We start from the raw sequence: 23488 nt of genomic DNA on the forward strand, positions 1-23488 counted from the left end.
CAATACTCATATCTCAATACTCATATCTCAATACTCATATCTCAATACTCATATCTCAATACTCATATCTCAATACCCATATCTCAATACCCATATCTCTTCTATTACCTTATTTCTTTTCCTTTGTTTTTTGTAGCAGATGTTCTCGTAGCTTATAAAGCATCTTTTGGATTTCATCCAGCTTATGTAGCAGCTGCTCATTCTCTTCTTCCGATAGGTATGCCAAGTCTTTACAAAGTAGCAGTAAAGTTTCAACCTCAAAAGAGGAACCGTTCGACATATCTATGAATCGCATAAAGTCATTAGGAGTACTTCTTCCTGCACCTTCGGCAATGTTAGCTTCAATCGAAACTGACGCTCTTCTCAGCTGATTTGTAATGCCAAAAACTTCCTCCTTAGGGAACTTTCTTGTGGTTGTGTAAATCTCCAAAACAAATGCATGGGATTTTTGCCAAACAACCAGCTCTTTAAAATTATGCATGAGATTATATTTTGGGTGTCACATAATGCGATATAGTTGTTGAGCAGAGTACAGAGTACAAGGTACAGAGTATTGAGTATAGAGTCTTGTGATGTGAGGTATGAGTACAAAGTACAGAGTGTAAGGTATTACGATGTGATATATGAATGCAAGGTACAAAGTATTGCGATTTACTCACTACCCACCACTCATTACTTTGTACTTATTTCTTTGTTCTCACTTCTCATTACCCACTTCTCTGTACTCATATCTCACTACTCTGTACTCATATCTCAAATCTCTACTTAAATCCAATTCTAAACTCGGTTATGCCATTTGCTTTTGTTTCTAGCGACATCTGATACTGATGGTTTAGCAAAATCTCTCGGATAAACATCAAACCAATACCCTGTCCGTTGGGCTTGGTGGAGAAGAAGGGCGTAAATAGCAAGCTCTGCTCCTCGGGGGCAATTCCCTTTCCATTATCCTCTACCGTTAGGGCTAACGGGTTGCTGGTAATCTTTACGACTATTTGTCCATCCCTTCCTATCGATTCCATGCTGTTTTTTACAATATTGATAAGCACCTGCTCCATTTGAATGATATCAGCATTGATGGTGGGAGCGGGAGTGGGTAGGTCTATTGTAAACTTGATGTTTCGCTTATGGCATTCGGCCTCTAGCGGCAGCCGTACCGCATCGATAAGCATCTGAAGCGACACCTCCTTACGCGCAGGGTCTGGAATCTTCACCACCTCCGAAAAGTTGGACATCAGGCGGCTTAGGTTGCTTCCCCGCTCGGTGGCTATGTCTATAACGTTGCAAAAATCTTCGCTGTAGGCTAGGTCAGACTGCCGGAGGTTATCGGCAAGCAGGTTAAGCATCGAGTTGGTTGCCCCAATAGCGTTGTTAACCTCGTGAGACATCACCCGTATCACCTTTTCGTAAGCCTTCTTTTCGGTACGTATTAGCTCGTGGGTTAGCTCCTCTACCAGAATAAACGGATGCTGAAATCCCCTGTCGATAAAGTAGGAGCGGGTGCACTTGTACACATGCAGCCCGCTTAGGCGGACAATCTTATGCTCGTTGGGCTTAAGCGTGGCCATTTCGGCCGCCAGCGGATGGTCTATTTCGGCCAGCAGCCTGCCAGTGGTCTCAGACCCCACAAAAAGGCGCTGGGCCGAGGGGTTTAGGCTGCTAATGCGCTGGTCGAAGTCGAGGGTAATAACCCCAAGCGGCGAGGCGTTGATAAGCAGATCTAAAAAGTAGTGCTGCTCGCGTACGCGTAGCCGCTCCTCCTTAAGCTGTCCCATCATCTTGTTGAATACCCCAATGAGCTTGTCGATGTCGGGCTGGCCGATGGCGGTAAGGCGCGAGCTGAAGTCCTGCTCCTTGATAAGGTCGCTACCGCTGGCTATGATGTTAATGGGCCGTATAATAAGGCGGTAGAAGTAGATTAGCCCCACAAAGAGCAGTATAAGTAGTAGCTGGGAGAGCAGCAGCATGCGCGGATTTTTCAAAAAACCGTATATCAGAACAACCGCAAGGGCAAGGTAGAAGGTGCCGGCAATTAGCCAAAAGCTATACTTTATTTTCATCGTATGCGCATAGTTTTTTACCCGGCTAATGTACAGATTTTAGCACGATAAGCTTATGCTGCTGCTCCCCAAAAGAAAGGTGTTGCTTGTAGTACCTGTTGGATATTTTTTGAGCAGCTGTTGGCAGCGTTTAGGGTGGAGGAATTGCTATTTAGCCGAAAATATGGAGCATTTAGCTTCTTAAATGGAACAAGTGACTTGTCATTTGTAGTAAATGACTATTTAAATGGAACAAGTGACTTGTCATTTGAAGTAAGTGACTATTCATCTGTAACAAGTGACTTGTCATCTGTAGCAAGTGACTATTCATTTGTAACAAGTGACATGTCATTTATAGTAAATGACTATTTAAATGAAACAAGTGACTATTCACTTATAGTAAATGACTATTCATTTATAACGAGTGACTATTCATTTACTCCATATTTAGGTTTAAGTGTTAACTGTGATGTGTTGTTAATGTGTTGATATATAGTGTTTGTGGTTTAAATAGAGTGTGGTATTTGATTTTTATTTTGAAATTGGGAAAAAAAGTAGCTAAAAAATAAACATTTATCCCTACCTCCATTGTTTACTATGTGTTGCTATTTCAATAACAGTAAATGCTGTTGTAGTAAATAGTTGGAATCTAGCATTTATTATTCATGTACGATAGTTCCAGCTGGTTTCTATTACAGCTAGTATTAATGCTCAAATATTTTTAACTATGAGCACTATTCAAATTGTTACTAACTATAAACAAGTACCAGATAGTAGCATGATACTACTGGTAGAGGGTATAGTACAACGTTTGACAGGTAACCCGTATTTTAATATTCCTCCCGAGAGGTTGGTAGTATTTAATACCTTAAAAGATGACTTTCAGGTAAACCTAGGTAAAAGTCAGGGTGGTTCTAAAGTTGATACCTTAAATAAAAACAGGTCTAAGCTTAATCTTGCCCTCTTTATGGAGGATTTAGCGTTAGATTTGAACATACAGGTAAAAGGCGATAGAGAAAAGTTGGCTACCACTGGTTTTACGTTGGTAAAGGAACCAGAGCGTCATAAGCAACCAGGAAAACCTACCGGTTTTGCTATTAGCTACGGCGTTAGCTCTGGAGAGGTGGTTCTTTCTGTTGATTCTTGTAGCGATTCTAAATTTTACCTTTTTTGTTATACGATAGATCCACCAGCAGAAGCTCACCCTTCTAACTGGAAATCTGTTGCATCAACTAGCCGTAAGGTGTTGGTAGAAGGGTTAACTAGAGGTGCTGAGTACCAGTTTTGTTGTGCGTACCAAGGTACCGATGGTAAACCTATTTATTGCGACCCGGTAAAGGTTCTAATGCTGTAAGCAAATAATTAAGTAAAATAGCAACACAACGTAAAAACCCCAACCGAAAGGTTGGGGTTTTTGGTTTTGATGATATATTAACACATTTGTATTTATTTATATATTTGGGTTGTTGTTGTATTGCACTTAAATATAGTTCCTATGCACGTACTAATTCTTACTCTAATTATTCTTTCCGTAATTCTATGGGGTTGGGCCCTTTACGATATCAATATATCAAGATTAAGAGGGGATAGGCTACAACCCTTATGGCTTATGCTTATTGTGGTATTCCCATCTATTGGTCCTTTAATTTACTTTAGGGTAAAGAGGAGCAGGAGATTCATAAGAGGCGATATACGTTGAAGTTAAGAATGGTTGCTTCTAGGCTCTAATGACATTCTATTCTTTGCATTAAAAAACCTAACAAATACTACGGATAAATGAAAAAACAAATTGCATTACTTGGGATTATTGCCACCCTGTTTGGGTGTGAGAAGGATGATACATCAGACTCCACACCTATCTTACAGAATTGTGCGGTAGAGTACTTAGATTTTAAGGATGAGATGCGCTACGGTGCGGTAAATGGCATTCTTATTCCTGCTGATTCGCGTACGCTAAACTTTGTAGTGGAGAAGGGGCGTTACGTGAAGGTACAGGGAGGTGTTGTTGCTATGGCTGCAGGCACTAGTTTTAGCTGGGCTTTCAATACAGGATGTTATGAAACGCTTACCTACGAAGGTAGTAGCGTTAAGGTGTTTTCCTCTTCGGAGCTAACCTTTTATGCAAAGGATAACCCTAAGAATCCTACCATATATAGCTTTGATTCTAAAGGTAGGCTTGATAAGGTAACGCAAAGAAATGGCAATACGGTAAGCTACCAGTATCAAGCAGACGTAGCGTTAGAAAAAGATGCCAGCGGAAATACCTTGCGTACGTTTTCCTTTAGCAATGGTAACCTTGTAAAGGTAGAAAAGCTGTGGAAGAATACAGAAGGGGTGGTAATCCAAAAAGAAGAGATGCTTTTTGAGGGATTTGACAGCCATCCTAATCCATTTAAGGGGAAGCATTATGTGCTAGGTGCTTTCTATAGGGCATTCTCGAATAGTAACTTTACAAAAAGAACGGTTAACACCTACATTTTACAAGATGGGGCATTGATAAAGAAAAGTACAGCAACAGAAACCGTTGAGATACGCTACGATGCCAAGGCAAATCCTTTACTTGGGGAATATAGGTAGTAATTATAGTCGCATATATTGTTTCTATTTCGATTATTGGCATATAAAAAGAGAGCCCACCAAGGTGAGCTCTCTTTTTTATTGCTAGTGATATTAAATGCTTAGGATGTTGAAGTTTCCATTATCCATAAAGTAAAGTAGCCCATTGCTAGAGTCTACCTCATAAATAACTTCTCTATTAGAGCTGAAATCTATTGTTTTAACCTCTTTCCCAGTTTGCTTGTCTACAACTACAAGGCTAATTGCAGTTTTGTTGTTGCTGTTGTCGCCTTTTAGGAAGTAGGCGTAGTTTTCGTTAGTACGAACTGCACGGCGCATTTTGTCGTTCGCTTTAAGTTTAGCGCGAAGGGCATCTTGCGCTAATGATGCTTCCTCAAAATTCTTAGCAGTTTGAGGGTCTACGAATAGACCTGATTCAGATTTTCTTCCATCAGCATAGGTTGTGGTTACTTGAGTACCAAGTATGCCAGAGGCAATGCTTGCAGTAAGCAACCCTGCTCTTTTTAGTCTACTGCCTTGAAGCTGCTCGTAAGTTTTGTGCTCAACAACAGTTCCATCTTTTTTGATGAAAATATATTCCTTTTGTCCGTAAATGAAATAGCCATCTGCTTTAATATCGCATCCTACAATTTCTTTAGGCTCTTTAATCTTTATATCAGCTGCTTTAGGTTTTTTGTTTTGGTTGTCAGGATCAAGTAGGTAGATATGTTTTTTTCCAATAACTACAATTTTCCCATTGGCATCATCAAAAGTTAGCCTATCGTTTTCGTTGAATAGGAAACCCCATTTGCGATCACCAGATGCTTTATCGTAAACGTTCAAGTTTTTGGGAGTAATGGCCACGTTGGTGTTTTTATACTCTTTTCTAAGGATATCAAACTCCTCTTTGTCATCTACGTCTTCCATTTCAACAGGCTTCTTCCATGCCTTCTTACCGCTCTTAAGATCAACGGCCATTATCTTATTTCCAAATTGAACTTCTAGACCATCACCGATAAGGGAGATTGTTCTAATATTATCTGCTTCGTAATCTCTTTTCCAAACCTTCTTCCCTGTTTGGATATCGTAAAGGTTTACGCTGTTTTTATTGGCAAAGGCAATTTGGTTGTCATCTAGGAATTTGTGCAGCTTGTAGTCTCCTTCTAGCTCAATTGGTTCTGCCCATATGTTTTTCCCAGTTTCTGCGTTAATAGCAATAATCTTCTTGCTGAATGGCTTTGGACCGCTAAGCGACATTAGGTTAGATGCTGCAGAACGCTTTTCAACTACAAGAATGGTTGATTGATTAGGCGTGGTGAAAAAAGTGCCAGGGTTACAATCATTTTCCCATATAATGCTGCCATTCGTGGCATTTAAAAGCGCTAGCTTACCATTGTTGTTGTAAATAACGTTTCCTGAAGCGGTAGCTGCTGGTTTGAATAGGTTAACAGAAAGGACGTCCCATCCATTAGCTTTGCTAACAAATTTCAGCGCATCTTTTGTTAGGTTGGCATCAGCAAGCTTTGTGCTCCATAGAAGGTTGTCAGTTGATAGATCTACTGCATGTAAAACCTCAGATCCATCCTCTGCTTTTACCTTAATTAGCACGATGTTTAATTCAGGGATAATGTCGTTTGACAGTACAGACTTATAAGGCTGGTTGCTTTCTCCAAGAATTACTTTACCAGTGCTGATGTCGATTAAGTTCCCGCAGATAGATGCAAACTGCGAGTAAGGTATTTCAGAATACTCAGCAAGATCTAACCCTTTGGTCATATCGTCAGAAGCAGTAAGAGAGCTGGCTGTTCTAGCAGCCTGTAATGCAGCTACCTTTTCTGATTTTTTGATAGACCAAGCAACAGAGTTGTCGCTACTGTTAATTCCATAGTAGTATGCCGACGTTTCTACCACTGGAGTTTGTGTAAAGTTGTGAAAGTAGATCGATTTTGGATTTCCTTCAATCGGAGTTTTCCATCTAACATCAACTTGTGCATAGGCTTCTCCAAGAAAAAGCATTGCAACGATTACGAGTGATTTTTTCATATAATAATTAGGTAAAAATAAGTCGGATACTATAATGTTGCTGCAAAGGTAGCAAATTGGGAGATTCCTGAAAATTTCAATATTTAATGTATGTTTAAGTCTTTTCGTGCAGCGTTAGCGTCATTATCTCGAATGCTTAATAAAAATATGGAAGAATCTTACGGCCGTAATAGATTGAAGAAACTTGAGCAGGTAATTGTTGAATTTCAGGACCAGCTTTTTAGGTTTGCCTTCTTTAGAACAGGAAACTTACCCGATGCTCAGGATATTGTTCAGGATGTATTTATTAAACTGTATAACGACACTGCTTATCTGGATAAGGTGGACAACCTGAAAGGATATCTTTATCGGAGTATCTCTAATGCTTGTATCGATTACAGCAGAAGGAAAAGTCGTAGAAGGTTTGATACGCTTGAATCAATTCCGAAAAGGCAAGAGGTGGGAGAGAATACTACTTCTGATAATCTGATGCTAATGGAGGAGTACAGCCGAATAGAAATGCTTCTAGATGGCTTACCTGAGGAGCAGTCTGAAATTGTAAGGTTGCGAGTTTTTGACGGGCTAAGCTTTGTGGAAATCGCGCAGCTGCAGGAGATTCCAGTTACCACGGTAAAGTCGAGGTTTAAGTATGGTATTGATAAGCTAAAGTCTAAAATTGAAAAAGTAAAGGAGGTAAATCATGGACTGTAGTATGTTTAAGCAAGAAATGGCTGTCCTTTTTGACGGAATCTGTAAAGAACCTTTAGCCTCAGAGCTAAGGGCTCACATGCACGCTTGTCCTGATTGTAAAGCCGACTTTTTAGAGATGCGAGAGGTTATTGATCACCTGCAAATTCGACATATGCCAAGCACTCCAGTTTCACTTAAGCAAAATGTAATTAATAACTTAAGTAAGGAGGATGAAATGATGAGACGTAAGCTGAAGCAAATGGCTTTGTTAAACTCAAAGATTAAAAAGGGAGTAGCCGTTGCTGCTATCTTGGTTGCCATAATGCTGGTATTTCCACTTTTTAGAATAGGTGCGGGTTCTGCAAAGGCCGATTCGCTACTTGAAAGTTCTATAAAGGCTACGGAATCGGTTAAGAGTATGGTTATAAGGCTAAAGGTGCGCACTATAGCTCACGACAACTTTGCGCTGGTTGATACGAAGTACGATATGGTGGATCATACCATTTCCAAATCTTTTGAGGCTCCCGAAAAATGGAGGGTAGATAAGGGTGACCGTGTGGCCTTTTGCGATGGAATGAATGATTACCTATGGATTAAGACTGTTAATGCAGGATATAAGGCAGGGTTAAACGCTGGTTTTGTAGAGTGGTTTCGCTTGCTGTTAAATCCGGAGTCTATTCTTATGAAGGAGCAGCAGGGTATAAACGATAAGGGTGCAAAGGTAACCGTTAAGGAAAAAGCAGGGATGATTTATCTAACTATTAGATCAAAGGCTCAGGGTAATTTTATTAACGATTACTGCAAGAATCGTTCTATTCAGGAGTCGGATAATAGGCGGGAGTATGTATTCGATGCAAAGACTAAGCTGCTTAAGGGGCTTAAAATTTATATCCTAGAGGGAACGCGGGAAACGCTGATTCTTGAAACCGAAAGCATTGCATATAATGTTCCTATTATTCCATCTCTTTACGATGCTAGTACCTTCGAAGGGGTAACCTTTGAGGATGTCAATAAGCTGAAAGATGTTAAGAGTGAAACGTTTAGTAGCATCTCCAGCAAACGTGCAGCCGAGATTGTCTTCGAAGGCATGGCTCGCAACGACTGGGCTTCAATTCAGGTGCCGATGTCGCAGTATGCTTCAGCGTTGGATGCTATAAAGAAGTATTTTGCAGGTCTTAAGGTTATTAAAGTAGGGGAACCATTTAAGTCGGGACTATATCCTGGTGAGTTTGTGCCCTACCATATAATTCTTAAAGATGGTAGTGTACGAAAGCATAACTTGGCATTACGAAATGATAATAAGAATAAGGTGTGGCTTGTTGATGGCGGTCTATAAAAAAGTAAAGGCGAAGCTAAAAGCTTCGCCCTTATATTTTACCCATTATCGATGGGATGGAATAGGCTAATAATATCCCAGATAAGCATGCTTGCTAAGTTAGCCGTACTATACACAAGGTTAGCGATGATTGCGTTTCGCATTGGTGGTGTAGAGTTTGGGTTAAAGCTGGATTCTAGAACTCCAGCCTTAATGTTGTGCTACATTGGTTTTACCGGAACGCAGATGTCTACAATAAACTTTCCATTCTGAGGTTCCTCTGGGTAGATCTCGAAGCAAGGCTTATCGTCGGGTTGATAGCCGCTTGTTGGAAACCAAACACCATAAACCCAATTCCATGCTTCAGTAAACTCATCCTTGCCAAGTTCAAAGCGGGCAACTGCATAGGTTCCATTTTCTATTTCCATTTTTCCAACTTCTCCTTCAACCTTGGTGTCGGTAGGTACGGTAATGCAAACGCTCATGCGCAGCTTATCCTCGATGGTAACGTTAGGATCGTCGTGGTAAACGGCGATTAGCTTAAAGTTGGGTGTACCTATTAAGCCTCTAGGACCTCCCCATGCAAAAAGCTTATTCCATAAGCGTTCGAATAGCTGTGCTTCGCCCTTGTAGGGACCAATATGCCTAATATAGGCAACCGTCATTGTTGGAAGTTCTTTTACTTCTACTCCTTTGTTTTGTACCATGTTACTTTTCCATTTTAGTGATTTGGAACTGGGACAAAAGTAGGGTGTTGGGCGCTCGAAGGCTTGTTGTTTAGTGCGCTCCTCTTGACGATTATTGCTTTTATGAGCGAGCTGCTCTCGATATTGCGATGCGGAAACCTTAAAGTAGCTTTTAAAGTTTCGGGCAAATACGGAGGCGTCTGTGAAGCCACATTTTAGGGCTATTTCCGATATGTTCTCGTTAGGACGTTGGGTTATGATGATGGCAGCCTTTTCGAGGCGTAGCCTTAGTATTAGCTGGTAGGCGGTTTCGCCGGTAATGGCTTGGAATATGCGGTTGAAATGAAACTTTGAGAAGTTGGCAACTGCAGCAACCTCTTCGAGGGTTAGCTGCTGGCTTATATTTTTCTCTATGTAATCTAACGACTTATTTATTCTAAAGATGTACTCTTTCTCTAAATGCTCGTTAACTTTTTTCATTGGGTAATGGTGATAGGATGTTGCCCCAAAATTAGCGAAAGTTTACGAGGTGTTAAGCTATGGATGTAGGATGAGAAGTTGTATGTGTTGTTTTAGGGTAAAGGAGCCGGTTGAAAGATGTAGGATGTTGATGTTTCTATTTTGATTATAGCGCATTTACGCGCTTGTTTAAATCGTACACATCTATTCGTTTGGGGCTAATGGTTATAGACTCCATGATATTAAACAAGAACTGCTTTAGCTCCTCAAGGTTGCTTTCTCCCTTAAAGAATGCGGTAGATGCGCCAACGATGGTTGAACCTACTTCTGTTGCCACATATAGCTGCTTGTCTATAGGAATGGTTCGAGTTGAGTCTGTGGCGATGGTATCTTGGGGTAACAACGAATGGTATGTCCAGAAGATGTAATCTCTACCTTTGCTAGTTTTTCGCATCTCTACCGTAAAGGTTATCTGTTTTTGAAATATGGTATCTAGGTATTCCTTTTCGAAGCGGTAGTACTGCATAAGTATGTCATCTCGCTTTTGTATGGTTGACTTGGTGGTCATGAAATCGCTCTTTTTGACGGTTAGCAGCTGCACTATTTTATTGTCAACTTGATACATGTTTTCTATCTCGGTGCTGCTTTTTTCTTTGCCATCAATTTTTAGATAGAAGTAGCTGTTTGGGTTATTGTACACCAAGTACATGCTATTGGGTGTTCCTACTATCGACTGAGAATTTGCCGCAAGGGCTGTAAGTGTGATTATAGTAAGTGTAAGAAGCTTTTTCATTGGCGGATTGGCTTTTGTTGGTTGTGGTTTTTTATAAAGATCGGGTATTTTTCAATATTTAAACAGATTACCAGCTGATATGGGCATTTTTATATTAAAAAAATAGGCAAGACACGCGCATAACCCTGCGTTGTGTCTTGCCTTAGACTATGTAAGTAAAACTAGGTATGAAAAAACTACTATCTTTTGTATTCCCAATAAAGCATTAGCAGGTGCGCTGCCGACCAGCTAAAGTGTGGAGTTTTTAAACGCTCGCCGGTATGAGTTCCGTAGTTTTCGTGTATTGGAGCATCGGTCTTTAATCCATTTAAACGGTCAAATACCTGCATGGTAAAGCTATCTGCCTCCTCTTTGTAGCCATACTTTCTTATTCCCGAAATTCCAAAGTATACCTGATCGAGCCAAATGGGGCCTCTCCAGTATCCTTTTGGATCGAACTTAGGATTGTCTGCGCTAAGGGTAGGGAAGGGGATGTAGGTGGCAAACTTGGTGCTATCCATTATCACTTTCATCACGCTTTTAGCATTTGTTGCCGATGCAATGCCTGCCCACAAAGGAATCCATCCTTCAGGTCCTTCAATTTGGATGAACTTACCGTTTAGATCGCGATCGTAGTAGTAGTCCTTTGAACTATCGAAAAATGCGGAGTTAATTTTGTCGCTCTCAACAGGTGATTTATAGCTTGTACCAATGAGTTTTGCCATCTCGGAAAGAAGCTTTGCTTCGAGGCATAGGTAGGCGTTAAGGTCTACCGATTCTTGGTTAAAGCTCCATGCATCTTTCGCGTTTTTTACCATGGTTGCATCGTCGTAACGTACGGCATTATCCATTCCGCTTTCCCATTTTGCAGCTTCAGTGGTGCCATCTATTGCACCAAACTCGCAAATTCCATTGCGGTTATGATCACGGAATTTGTACCACCACTGGTTGTACTTAACGAGCTTCGGGAACATCTCCTTTACAAAAGCAAGATCTTTTGTTTGCTTGTATACCTCCATTACGCACCATGCTGCCAAAGGTGGTTTGCTATCTCGGGCATTATTTTCCTTTTTATCGCTATAGATGCAGTCTATCACCATACCGTCTTCGAGCTGGTAATCGAACATGGCACGAATTTGGTTTTTTGCCAGCTCAGGCTCGAAGTGCGATAGTGCTACGGCATGCTTCCAAGAATCCCACGCCCATAGTCCAACAAAATAGCCTACAGCATGAGAGGGTACAACACCATCGTGAAGTAGGTCTCCCTTTGCGCTGCGCCAGTTGCTAATTAGCGTAACGATACTTTTGGCAGCAATGCGGTTTGCATCGGCGCTCATATCTTCTCGTAGGCATTTATTCAGATAACCGTTCCATCGTTGCGCAGATAGCTGGCTATATTTTGCTGCATTTTTTAGGATTGTATTGGCAAACGCTCCATTTTTTGTTAGCTGCGCTTGATTTGTAAAGAACCCAACCACAACATGCTGGGTAGGCAATGCATTTTGGCACGTTGCGGTATAGGTTCTTTTATTTAGCACAACAGTAAAACTATTAGGGAAGGTAACCGTCATTATCTCGCCATTTTTTAGGCGGGCAACAATGGTATTCCCTTGATTAGAAGCGTCAGCATTGAGCCAGAGTTCAGAGTTTATAGTCCATCCTACCCCTTTATTTGCATTTAATGTGAGCAGCGCAAAATTTTTATCAACAAACTGAAGCGTTTGTTGAACGGTGATGTCATTATATTGGCCTGTAAGGCTTATTTGTCCGGGAATATAGTTGGATGATACGGTAGAGAAGCGGTTTGCTGGTATTTTTCCTTGGTCGGTAACTACTCCTACTTGAGCAAAACTTTTGCTAAGCCATGCTCTACCATCAATATCAAATGGGCCACAAAACCCGTTGATGGAATCGTTTGCCGGAATTGTAAATCCCATCCACGAGCCAGCATCTGTGAACAAACCCTTAGTTCCGCTTTTTTGCTTAGGCGTATAGCGGATGTCTAAGATGTTCTCGAAGCTACTTCTCACATCTTTAGGCTGGTTGGCTGATAGAGGCAAACCAGCTATGGTTCCGAACAAACAAAGAAGCGCAATTCGCGCTCTTTGTGTTATATCCTGCTTCCTCATTATCCTGATATCTAAAAGTTAATCTTGCTAATTTTTGTTATGTCAGACTCCTTCGTAATAGGAATGATGTCGAAGCTGTAGGACTTTGCGGTTGGTGTTATGGTGTACTCTGGGTGGATTTTTGCACCCCAAGTAGTGTCGCCTCCAATACCCATTTGGGCAAGATCGATGTTGAACCAAACCATATCCTGCTTTACGATGCTTCCTCCATGCTTGCGTTTTACAAGGAACGGAACGTAGTCTAGCTCTTCTTGAGGGAAATTCCAGCAGCTAACGCTAAGTGGTTGTGCTCCTTTAACAAGAATCCCGTTTCCGTCGTTGTTGCGAAGCGCTACCCAGCGAACATCTGTTTTGTTTCCGGTTTCTTGTGCGCGATTGTAGGCAAAGAATTGTTCCCATACAGTTCCGTTGTACCTATCAATGGCAGCACCGCTATTTCTGTCTTGGTAGTTTTCGTGCGGACCTCGTCCAAGCCATTCCATATTATCGTATTCTCCTTTCAGTACCATGTATAGGCCAACCTTTGGCATTTCAGGAAGCGCCTTTTCTCCTGGGGTGAATTGGTAGTTAACCTTTACTACTCCGTTAGGTAGAATTTTGTAGCTAATGGCCAGCTTTGCGTCTTGCTCTATCATATCGTAGAGGGCCACTACATTTATAGCCTGCTTCTCTTCTGTTGCAGCAATCGATGTTAGCTTTGCATTCTTTCCTGCATTTTGCCATGTTGCGCAGCGCTGCACATGTCCGTTGGGGATGTCATTATCTACAAGCGGGCGCCAGAAGTTGGGCTTTAATCCGTTCTTAATTATCTCTTTCCCGTTGTAGGTTAGGCTTACTATTTGTCCATTCTCCTTAGAGAATTCAATGCTGTAGCCATTTCCTTCAATTTTGATTGACTTGTAGTTCTCGGTTTTGCTGCTCTTTCCTGTTAGATCTTCCTTTCTATCACTTTTCTTTTCTATTGGAAGAAGAAACTGCTCCCATGCTACAATGTGGCCAGCGGGAATAAGTTCTGTACTCTGCTTGGTTGTTGCCTCTATGGTTATGAAGTATTCCGTATTTTCTTGCACATCAAAAGCAGGAATATTAAGGGTAACAACCTTGCTTTGATGGGGAAGAATCTCAGGCATATCCACATTGCCTTTGGCCACTACTTGCCCGTCGGCCTTAATGGTGTAGGTAAAGTTAAAATTATTGAGTGCAATAAAATCGTAGCGGTTGGTTATGCGAATTTTGTTGCCTGCAAATGGGATTGGCTCGAAATTTATGTATTGGTAAACCTTTTTTACCTCCCAAATATGAGGATGCAGCTCGCGGTTGGCTGCTACCAGCCCATTTGCGCAGAAGTTGGAGTCGTTGGGTACTCCAACATATCCCATATCTCCTCCGTATGCCCAAATCTTTCGGCCATTCTCATCCTTTTTATCAAAGGTTTGATCTACCCAGTCCCATATAAATCCGCCTTGTAGCTGATCGTACTTATAGATTAAATCCCAGTAATCTTTTAGGTTGCCAGTGCTATTTCCCATCGAGTGGGCATATTCGCACATGATTAGAGGCCTAGCTTGTCTTTCATTGACGTGAGCTCTTAGGGCAAATACTCTGGCGTACATGGGGCAGTAGATATCGCTAACTCCTGTTTTTCCGCTTCCTTCATATTGGACAGGACGGCTTTTATCGCGCTTTTTTGTCCAGTGGTATATGGTCTCAAAATTTTTGCCATAGCCAGATTCGTTGCCCAACGACCAGGTTATGATGGAGCTGAAGTTTTTATCTCGTTCAACCATGCGGCTCATACGCTCTTGGAAGGGAACGATCCAGTCTGGATGGCGAGTTAAGGAATCCATGTCTAAAGATTCCATTCCATGAGATTCAATATTTGCCTCATCAACCAGGTAAAGCCCGTACTTATTGCATAGGTCGTACCATTCTGGATTGTTGGGGTAGTGGCTATTACGTACGGCATTAATATTAAAGCGTTTCATTAGCCTAATGTCGTCAACCATGCTTTCGATGGTGATGGTTCTCCCTTTTTCGGGATTGTGCTCGTGCCTGTTGACACCCTTTATTTTTATAGGAACGCCGTTTACAAGCAGCATTCCGTTTTTCATTTCCACCTCTCTAAAGCCGAAGCGCTGTATAAAGGCTTCGGAAACCTTTCCGTTAGGTGCAATAGTCGAAATTGCAAGGGTGTAGAGGTTTGGCGTCTCAGCAGTCCAAGGTTTTACATCTTCAACGGTTCTTGTGATTTTCAATGTGTCAGCTACGTTTTTAAATGTGGTTTTGGATTTGAAGATTGTCTTGTTTGCTGGGTCGCTAACCTCTACTGCTACAGCAGTTCCCTTTGCAAAACCTCGCTTGCTTAGCATTAAAGCGAGTGAGAAGTTTCCATCCTTGTAGCTGTTTTTTAATCCAGCATGGATCTCAAAGTCTTTGATACGAGATTTTGGGCGAGCTATGAGCCACACATTGCGCTCAATGCCGCTATATCGCCAGTAATCTTGATTTTCGAGGTATGAGCCGTCGGAGTAGCGGTATACTTCTACGGCAATTTTGTTGTTTCCTTTTCGGAGGTATTTTGTAATGTCGAATTCTGCAGGTAGGCGGCTATCTTCGCTATATCCTACAAATTCGCCGTTAATCCAGCAGTAGAAGGCTGATTCTACGCCTCCAAAGTGAAGAATAATATCATCGTTTTTCCAGTCGGCAGGAACTGTAAACTCCCTGATGTAGGAACCTACCGGGTTATAGTCGGTTGGTAGGTAAGGTGGATTGGCGGGAAAGGGGTATCTTACATCGGTGTAAATGGGGCAATCAAAGCCCTGCAGCTCCCAGCTCCCTGGAACTTCAATCTTTTTCCATCCTTTTATGTTGTAGTTGAGCTTGTAGAAGTCGGAAGGACGGCTTGAAGGGTTTTTGGAGTAGTTAAAATCCCAAGAACCATTAAGTGAAATGCGCCTAGCATCTTTTCCGATAAGCGCCGACGCTACGTTGGCGTAGGGCACTAGGTGCGCATGCATCTCCTCTCTGTTGATTTGGTTGATTTTGGGGTTTTGCCATTCGGGTAGCGATGATTGCGCAAGGCCTATCATTGGTATCCAAATAGCAAGTAGCACGAGGATTGACTTAACTTTCATACTTCAATTTTAAATCGTTGCAAAAAATGTAACAAGAAAAGGAACTGTAAAGTCTAGTACAATTCCATGAAATATAGCAATGGGGACATACTCTTTCCCAGAGTATTTGGTGATTACTCCTAATGTGGTATCCATGGAGGTGGCTCCACCTGCGCTTACGGTTGATAGTTTTCCAAAGTATGCAACCAGCAAGGGTGCTAGCACTAGGGTTATCATTTCGCGCATGATGTTGGATGTTAGCGCTATTGTGCCAAGCTCTACGCCTCGATACTGCGAGATGAATATGCTTGATAGCGAGTAGTAGCCAAAGCCAGACCCAATGGCGAGGCAGTCGGTTAGCTTGATGTTGGTCAGCAAAGGAACAATGAGCATGCAGCCCAAGTATGTTCCAACGATGGTTGCTACAGGAACCAGAAGCACCTTCCATTTTTGAGAGAAGATGGTGCGAATGGCGTTTTTGTCGCTACCGATACTTACCCCCACTAAAAACATCAGCACGTAAAGAACGTAAACCGATAGGTCGTTCTCCAGTATGGTATCTGGTAAGATCTTGTACATCCCAGTAAAAATACCGAGAGCAAAGAATGCGACAATGATAAGGCTACCTTTCATTTATTCTTTTGGTTTAGCGAAGGTGTTGATTTGCTGAAAAAGTAACGGTAAACAAGCCATGATAGGGCAATGCTACCAGTTAGTGCTCCAACCGTAATAATTAAAGCCTGCACGCCAAGCGTGTGGAGGTTTTTAATGATCATGTCGTTTACTCCGACCGATATTCCTAAAAAGAATAGCAGTAGGTAGATAACCAGGTTGAGCAGCTTGGGAAGATGCTTTGGCGGCTTATTCCTAAGCATCAAGCCAAGGGTTATCCCAAAAAACATTATGCCGATTACGATGAGCATGGTGAACTTGAATATTGATACTTTATATTATACCTGCTTTGGTTTGATAACCCTGTCAGAGTTTTAAACTCTGACAGGGGACTTAAATCATGAATTAAAAACCAAATGTGATTTACTGTTATTTAGTCAATTTTGCTATTGGCGTTAACCTCTATCAAAGGAACTGGATAAAAATTATGCTTTGAAGGATCAAAATTTGTTCTACCTACGGCATGTAATGCTTCTTTAGTTTTGCCCCATCTGCGAAGATCGTAGAATCGCCAATTCTCTTGAGGAAATTCAATCATCCTTTCATGCTCAATTTGACTTCTTACTTGTGGTTGGCTAGTTCCTGTCATAGGAGGCATGTCCGCTCTTGCTCTTACTTTGTTTATCAAAGGTATCGCTAATTCTGGATGATTTTGTTCGTTGTATGCTTCCGCTAATAGTAAGAGAACGTTAGAGTAACGCATAAGAGGTACATTATAGCCAACCCCTCCTTTATCCATGTCTTCTAAACTGTTTTCTGGTAAGAATTTTCGGAATACAGGCTTGTCTTCAGAAAACCAATTGTTATAGGTTTTACCATAAACTCTTGGATTTGAAGGATCGTTAAAGTATGGGTCGTTTAGAAAAACATTCCAATAAAGACGGGAATCATATCTGCCGGTTGTTGCTATTTGGCCTTCTTTCTTAAACTCGTCAATTAGCCTTGTGGTTGGTAGCATTTCATCCCAGCCATATAACTCTTTTGCAGCCATAAAGGAATGAATCGTTGTCTTATAGTATGCTCCATTTGATTCGTTTTCGGTCATTTGAAGTTCGAATACCGATTCTTTTGAATTCTTTTTTTTGCCATTAAACATACTTAAGTAGTCTGAACCATCAACCAAATCGTAACCTTTTACGTTGGTTAATGCGCTTTCCGCATCTTTAAGGAATTGTTCTTTTTGAGCAGGTTCTTCCCAAGCTCTTGTAAGGTATGCAAACCCTAAATAGGCATTTGCAGCACCACTCGTTGCACGTCCTAAGGTATTTGCATCTCTTGTATTAGGTAACTCCGTAGCGGCTTTAAAATCTTGAATAATGAAATCCCATGTTGTATTTCTTTCTGATAAAGGTCTTTCAAGATCAGCCTGAGCTGTTACGTATTTGTCGAATACAATAATTTTCTCCCAGTTAAGGATAAGCTTTAGATGAAAGTATGCCCTTAAAAAGCGTGCTTCTGCTATTAATAATTTCCTGTCGTTTTCGGATATACCACTTGCCGGTATTTTAGCAATTTTGTCTATTGCTTGGTTTGCTCTACTTATACCCGTATAGTTAAGTTTCCAATAGTTGTAAAAATCAGGATTCCCATTAGTATAGGTAAAATCGTATAACTCAAGCCATGTTGGATAGTTTCCAATATCAGCGCCATATTTTATGATATCCTCACGATATGCTTCGACGGGATACTTAACCTCACAATACTGCCAATCGACAGCTGCGCATTCTAGCATTGCGTAAGTTGCAGCAATGCCTGCTTCAGCATCTGTTTTATTTCTCCAAAATGTTTCGGATGTTAGTTTATCTGGTGATTTCTGATCTAGAATATCCTCGCATGAAGACATCATGATTAATGCCAGAATGGGGATGAGGTATAATGCTTTTCTCATTTTACTTTCGTTTAAATGTTAAAAAGTTAGTTGAATGCCAAATACGTACGATTTTGTGAATGGAGTAGTGAGGTTGTCGATACCTCCATTAAAAGCACTGCTTCGTGCAAACTCTGGATCAATACCTGTATAGTTTGTCCATGTCCAAATGTTTTCGCCGCTAGCATAAATTCTTAAGTTGTCAATATTTACTTTCTTAAGAATGGATGGTTGGAATGAATATCCTAGTTGGATATTTCGTAGTCTTATAAAATCACCATTTTCTAGGAATCTATCAGATTCTTTAGTGTTACCATTAGGGTCGTTTAATACCGCTCTTGGAATGTCTGTGTTCTTATTTTGAGGAGTCCAAGAGTTAAGAGTGCTGCTTAAAAAGTTTGATCCTGAACTCATCGACTCATAAAGATACCTGTTGGCATTGTACAGTTTATGCCCCCAGCCACTTCCCAAAAGGAAGCTAAAATCTAATCCATGGTAAGAGCAGTTTAGGTTTAGGCTAGCTTCTACTTTGGGCATACCTGATCCTTGGAACGTTTTATCTTTATCAGTTATTACTCCATCTCCATTGGTGTCCCTGAATCTTAGGTCTCCAGGTTGTGCTAGTGGCTGAAGTTTTTTTCCTTTAGAGTTTACATAGGCATTTACCTCCTCAATAGATTGGAAAATACCGTCTGTTTCGTATAAGAAAAATGCTCCAACAGGGTAGCCAACTTTTGTAGAGGTTGGGAAGTGTGATGTTCCGAACTTGAGACCTTCGCCAGGAATTGCTTGGTCATTTGAGGAAAGTTTGGTTACCTCGTTTTTGATATAAGAGATGTTAAATCCTATGTTGTAATTAAATTCTTTGTAAGAATTTCGGTAACTTAATTCAAACTCAACACCTTTATTCTCAAAACTTCCAACGTTCATAATAGGGTTGACTAAACCTGCCGATGCTGGCAGTACTTTTGTTATTAACAAATCGTTGGTGCCATTTATAAAGAAATTAAGCGTACCTGTAAGTTTTGAGTCAAATAAAGAATAGTCTATTCCTATATTTTTAGACTCGGCAGATTCCCATTGTAGTTTTTGATCTTCAAAAGATGTTGCAATACTTCCAGGCCAAGGATTTCCTGCGCTTCCTTGCACATACCCATATTTTAGATAATTACCAGAAACAATTAGAGGCTGTGATCCGTAATAGCCAAGAATTGATTCGTTCCCTAAAAGTCCCCAACTAGCCCTTAATTTAAGATTGTTAATAACCGTGTTTCTGGGGAAGAATTCTTCTTCTGTTATTTTCCATCCTAAAGCAACTGACGGGAATGTTCCCCATCTGCTGTCTTTCCCGAATTTTGATGAACCATCTTTACGAATTGTAGCTTGGAGTAAGTACCTATTCAAGAAAGAATAATTCATACGTCCAAAATAGGATAGGCGGTTGTACTCATATTTCGAGCCAGATGCATTGTATGTTCCTCCCTGTCCTCCATCGATGGTTTTAAAGTATTCGTCTAGGAAACCACTAGGAATGGTAGATGGTTCACCCTTGTCGTTATAAACCGTAGTTTTTCCTTCAATTGAAACGGAGTTCCAATTAGATTTTTGACTTGTTACGGAAGTTCCTGCAATTAAGTTTATAGAGTGATCTGCTATTTTTTTATTAAATGTCAGAACATTGTCAAATGTCTGAGTTTCATAGAACGTTCTATCTTCCGAATAGTAGGGGTAAAGAACTATATCCTTAATGCTTGATTTGTATTTTGGGCTATGATAGTAGCCTTGGCTATTTATGCTATTGTATGAGTAGCCACTTTTATACTGTAACCAATCTGTAAACTTAAGTGTTGCAGCTATTGTCCCATTAAAGTTTTGACTTTTGCTCCAACTTGTTTTAAAATGATCTTCAGCAAGAGGGTTTCTGTTGGTTGGTATTTCATATTTACTTCCAGTTAATCCAAATCCAGCTTCCTGACTTGGATCGTAAATCGGAGCAAGGGGAGAAATCATGTATGTTTCCTTAAAGCTGAATTTTGGTTGTTCATTGTCGGTTGCGCGGTACGACACTACTGATTCAACTTCCAAAATGGACTTCTTAAAGTTTAATTTCATTCTACCTCCTTTTTCTTTGAACTGATTGCCAATGAAAATTCCTTTGTCATTGGTCATGTTGGTTGAAAGGGCAAAGAGAAGATTGTCTTGGCCACCTGTTATGCCAAGGTTGTAGTTTTGAGCTAGTCCATTTCTTAGAACCGCATCTTGCCAATTGGAGTTAACATCAATTTTTGCATTAATATATTCAGGTAATGCCATAGGATTGTTTGGGAATTGCCTGTTATATTCTTCGTACATGCGTTTGTGTACAAGTTTATATCCCTCAGCGTCTAATAGGTCAAGTTTGTTGTCTACTTTGTTAAAACTTAAGTAAGAGTTAAAGTTGATTTTAACTTTCCCTTGGTTACCTTTTCTTGTCGTAACTATAACAACCCCATTACCTGCAAGCGACCCATAAATTGCAGAAGCTGCACCGTCTTTTAGGATCTCAAGATTTTCGATATCTGCAGGGGCTACTGTCGTAATATCACCAGGGAAACCATCTATGATGTAAAGAGGGGAGGCATCACCAAAGGTGCTGAGCCCGTGTATTGTCATTTTAGCATTTGAGCCTGCATTACCTCCAAATTTTTTTATAGAGATTCCAGCAACTTTTCCTTGCAGCGCTTCAACAGGATTAGTTGTTGCCCTTTTGAGTAAATCCTCTTTTTTTACTGATGCTACCGATCCGGTAAGGTCGCTCTTCTTTATGGTTCCATAACCAATAACTACCACCTCGTCAATTTTGGTGTTGTCCAATTCAAGGACAAACTCGATAGGAGAGGACGAACTGATTTTTTGTTCCGTTGGCTTATAGCCAATGTAGCTTACTACGAGAACATCTCCTTTAGCGACTTTAATGGAAAATGCTCCGTTGACATCAGTTGCTGCTCCTGTTGTCTTTCCTTTTACGATGACAGAAGCACCTGGGATTGTTTGTCCTTTTTCGTCCAGTACTTTTCCTGTGATTTTTAAGTCCTGGGCTAGTGCAGGACCCGCGAAAAGAATTAGAACCGCCATTGTTAACTTTAACAACAGCGATTTAAAACTAAGATTAGGTTTAAATGCGTTACTCATAACTTGGTTTTGTGAGTTAGTTAAAAACTAATTGCTCGACAAAGTTGTGTAACGTTAATACGGTTAACTAAAATTTGCGATCTACAATGGCTCTACATTGTGATATTTTACATACTAAAATAATCTACATTTTAAATGTTAATAAATGGAATATCAATGCTTAAAAAATGTCGATTAGCTTACATTTTATATTTTATTCATATAGTCGGATAGATCTTCATCTGAATCTAAATTTAACTTTTTGCGGAGCCTATATCGAGCCATGTTAACAGTTTTGGGAGTAGATCCTATGATATTGGCAATGTCTTTTGTTGATAGTTCTATGCGGAGCATCGACGCTAGGTTCTTTTCATTTTTGGTTAAATCAGGATGTTTTTGCGATAATCGGGATATGAACTCCGCGTTCACAGATTCAATTTCCTCTATGAGCAAATTTTGTTCGTTGCTGCTGTTCTGGTACTGTACGATGTTGCTGCGAATGCTTTTTAAATGGCGCTTGACGTCTTCCTCACTCATATTGTGAGCTTGTTTAATATCTTCCTTCAACTTTTCGAGAAAATCATTTTTACTTTTAATATAGCAGGCAAAGTTGGTTAGGTCATTCTTGCTATGAACCAGCTCTGTTTCCATACTTCGTCGTTCAACCTCTGCTTGTTGTAGTTTTAATGTTGTTAACTCCTGTTCTTTTTCTGCTAGCTTTTTTAGCGTTATAACTCTTTCAATTTGTCGTGTTTTTTTGTACTTGAAAGATAAAAATCCAGCAGTGAGGAGTATCGATACTGCACCTAGAAGAAATATAATTCGTTCATTTTTAAGAGATTTAATTTCGTATTCTTTTTGATTTAGATGAAGTTCTTCCTGTTTTTTAGCGAGTATTTTATTGTTTCTTTCACTTTCCAGCTTGCTAACCCTTTTGTCTGATAGCATTTCAGTCTCAATATCGTAGAGTTTTTTGAAGTGCTTGAAGGCTTCTGTGTAGTTACCCATTGCTTCATAAACCCACGATCTGTAGCGGTGGTTATCGGATATGAGCTCTTTTGCATTTAGCGTTTTGGCTATTTTATCGGAAATTGAAAGGCAAGCAAGGGCTTTCTTGAAGTCTTTTGCATACAGGTATTGAACTCCCATATTGTTATAATTTTCGGCGATTGACCAGCTTGCTCCTAGCTTAGTGTTGATCTGTATGGCTTCTTCTAAAAGCTTAACTTTTTCAAGGGGAGTGTTGTTGGGGTAAAGGCAGAGATTGTTGAGGTTGGAGGCTATTGATTTATTAAGTTTAAGCTGCTTGTTGATTTTTAGTGCTTGAAAAAAGAATTTTTCGGCTTCCTTATTTTTGTTGAGGTTGATATGTATAAGTCCCATTACATTGTAGCATAATGCAAGGGTTGATTGGTGATTTGTTCGTTCTGCAATTTTTATAGCCTCATTAACAAAATCCATCGCTTTTTCTTCGAGATGCAGGGAGCGATAGGTGTCGCCCAGAAAAACGGCATACTTCATTTTTAGCTCCTCATTGGCTGTGGGGCACTCCTCGTAGTTGGTGTATAGCGTTTCGTAGGCAAGCTCATACTGTCCCAGATTTAAAAGGCTGCGTCCTTTGGTTAGATTAGCCTGTAAACGGTAGGTTTGGTTGTTGTCGCCAGTTAGGTTTGGTAGTAGCCCATTTATAATATTGATTGATTTTGAAGGATTGCTATAAACAATTTTCCATGCTATGTCAAGCTGTGTTTTGATAGAACTCTCTGTCTGATGATGCGATGTGCTATTTAAATGGCCAAAGTTTAGGAAGGCCAGAAGAATAAATGATGTTGCTTTCATTTTTACGAGGTTGTAGGTTCGGTTTTGATCCTTTTACGAGGAATGGTTGCTCTATAAAAGAACTATTTTACCCTGTTAAAAACGTTAGCAAATGTAAAAATATGAGTTGAATGTTCTTTTCTTTTATGAATAAAAAAGGCAGCCAATAATGGCTGCCATATATAAATACAAAGAATAAG

At 40.4% G+C, this 23488-nt stretch carries 16 protein-coding genes; 4 read left to right on the forward strand and 12 right to left on the reverse strand.

All coding sequences use genetic code 11. The features are described from left to right. Nucleotides 1–109: 109 nt before the first annotated feature. Nucleotides 110–481, reverse strand: coding sequence for a four helix bundle protein (locus tag L990_RS00550; protein ID WP_047444462.1), 372 nt, complete (start codon nt 479–481; stop codon nt 110–112). Between the two features lie 280 nt (nt 482–761). After that, entirely contained in the window at nt 762–2057 is a 1296-nt protein-coding gene (locus L990_RS00555) for a sensor histidine kinase (protein ID WP_047444464.1), read from the reverse strand. Nucleotides 2058–2763: 706 nt separating this feature from the next. On the opposite strand from L990_RS00555, the gene L990_RS00560 reads away from it, so the two are divergent. Continuing rightward, nucleotides 2764–3390, forward strand: a complete 627-nt coding sequence (locus L990_RS00560; protein WP_047444465.1) for a hypothetical protein — start codon at nt 2764–2766, stop codon at nt 3388–3390. A 422-nt stretch (nt 3391–3812) separates the two neighbouring features. Beyond that, nucleotides 3813–4613 (forward strand): hypothetical protein, encoded by an 801-nt coding sequence (locus tag L990_RS00565; protein ID WP_047444467.1) that lies wholly within the window; start codon nt 3813–3815, stop codon nt 4611–4613. 93 nt (nt 4614–4706) lie between these two features. Here the strand turns inward: L990_RS00565 and L990_RS00570 are convergent, their stop codons facing one another. After that, nucleotides 4707–6635: a PQQ-binding-like beta-propeller repeat protein gene (locus L990_RS00570; protein ID WP_047444469.1), complete on the reverse strand. Its 1929-nt coding sequence runs from the start codon at nt 6633–6635 to the stop codon at nt 4707–4709. Between the two features lie 90 nt (nt 6636–6725). Here L990_RS00570 and L990_RS18935 point away from each other — a divergent pair, with 90 nt between their 5' ends. Then, the gene (locus tag L990_RS18935; protein WP_081981556.1) at nt 6726–7325 is read left to right on the forward strand and encodes an RNA polymerase sigma factor; all 600 of its coding nucleotides are present in this window, start codon (nt 6726–6728) and stop codon (nt 7323–7325) included. Nucleotide 7326: 1 nt separating this feature from the next. Continuing rightward, complete coding sequence (locus L990_RS00580) at nt 7327–8640, forward strand: hypothetical protein (protein ID WP_047444474.1); 1314 nt, start codon at nt 7327–7329, stop codon at nt 8638–8640. A 200-nt stretch (nt 8641–8840) separates the two neighbouring features. Here the strand turns inward: L990_RS00580 and L990_RS00585 are convergent, their stop codons facing one another. The 9 genes from L990_RS00585 to L990_RS00625 form a co-directional block, all read right to left on the reverse strand. Next, nucleotides 8841–9785 carry a GyrI-like domain-containing protein gene (locus tag L990_RS00585; RefSeq protein ID WP_047444476.1) on the reverse strand — a complete coding sequence of 315 codons (945 nt, stop codon included), beginning with the start codon at nt 9783–9785 and terminating at the stop codon, nt 8841–8843. 145 nt (nt 9786–9930) lie between these two features. Further along, on the reverse strand, nt 9931–10557 hold the full coding sequence (locus tag L990_RS00590; RefSeq protein ID WP_047444479.1) for a hypothetical protein: 627 nt from the start codon (nt 10555–10557) through the stop codon (nt 9931–9933). 179 nt (nt 10558–10736) lie between these two features. Then, nucleotides 10737–12665 (reverse strand): MGH1-like glycoside hydrolase domain-containing protein, encoded by a 1929-nt coding sequence (locus L990_RS00595; RefSeq protein ID WP_047444480.1) that lies wholly within the window; start codon nt 12663–12665, stop codon nt 10737–10739. 11 nt (nt 12666–12676) lie between these two features. Further along, on the reverse strand, nt 12677–15757 hold the full coding sequence (locus tag L990_RS00600) for a glycoside hydrolase family 2 TIM barrel-domain containing protein (RefSeq protein ID WP_231562234.1): 3081 nt from the start codon (nt 15755–15757) through the stop codon (nt 12677–12679). Nucleotides 15758–15811: 54 nt separating this feature from the next. Further along, nucleotides 15812–16414 carry a lysine exporter LysO family protein gene (locus tag L990_RS00605; RefSeq protein ID WP_047444482.1) on the reverse strand — a complete coding sequence of 201 codons (603 nt, stop codon included), beginning with the start codon at nt 16412–16414 and terminating at the stop codon, nt 15812–15814. Continuing rightward, nucleotides 16411–16704 (reverse strand): LysO family transporter, encoded by a 294-nt coding sequence (locus L990_RS00610; RefSeq protein ID WP_047444484.1) that lies wholly within the window; start codon nt 16702–16704, stop codon nt 16411–16413. The genes L990_RS00605 and L990_RS00610 overlap by 4 nt, the downstream gene beginning before the upstream one ends. Nucleotides 16705–16826: 122 nt before the next feature. Continuing rightward, a complete protein-coding gene (locus L990_RS00615; protein WP_047444485.1) occupies nt 16827–18341 on the reverse strand; it encodes a RagB/SusD family nutrient uptake outer membrane protein in 1515 nt (504 codons plus the stop codon). Between the two features lie 18 nt (nt 18342–18359). Then, nucleotides 18360–21491, reverse strand: coding sequence for a SusC/RagA family TonB-linked outer membrane protein (locus L990_RS00620; protein ID WP_047444487.1), 3132 nt, complete (start codon nt 21489–21491; stop codon nt 18360–18362). A 186-nt stretch (nt 21492–21677) separates the two neighbouring features. After that, on the reverse strand, nt 21678–23309 hold the full coding sequence (locus tag L990_RS00625; RefSeq protein WP_047444489.1) for a tetratricopeptide repeat protein: 1632 nt from the start codon (nt 23307–23309) through the stop codon (nt 21678–21680). Between the last annotated feature and the right edge of the window lie 179 nt (nt 23310–23488).

The sequence above is a fragment of the Alistipes sp. ZOR0009 genome, assembly GCF_000798815.1.
GTDB lineage: Bacteria > Bacteroidota > Bacteroidia > Bacteroidales > ZOR0009 > Acetobacteroides.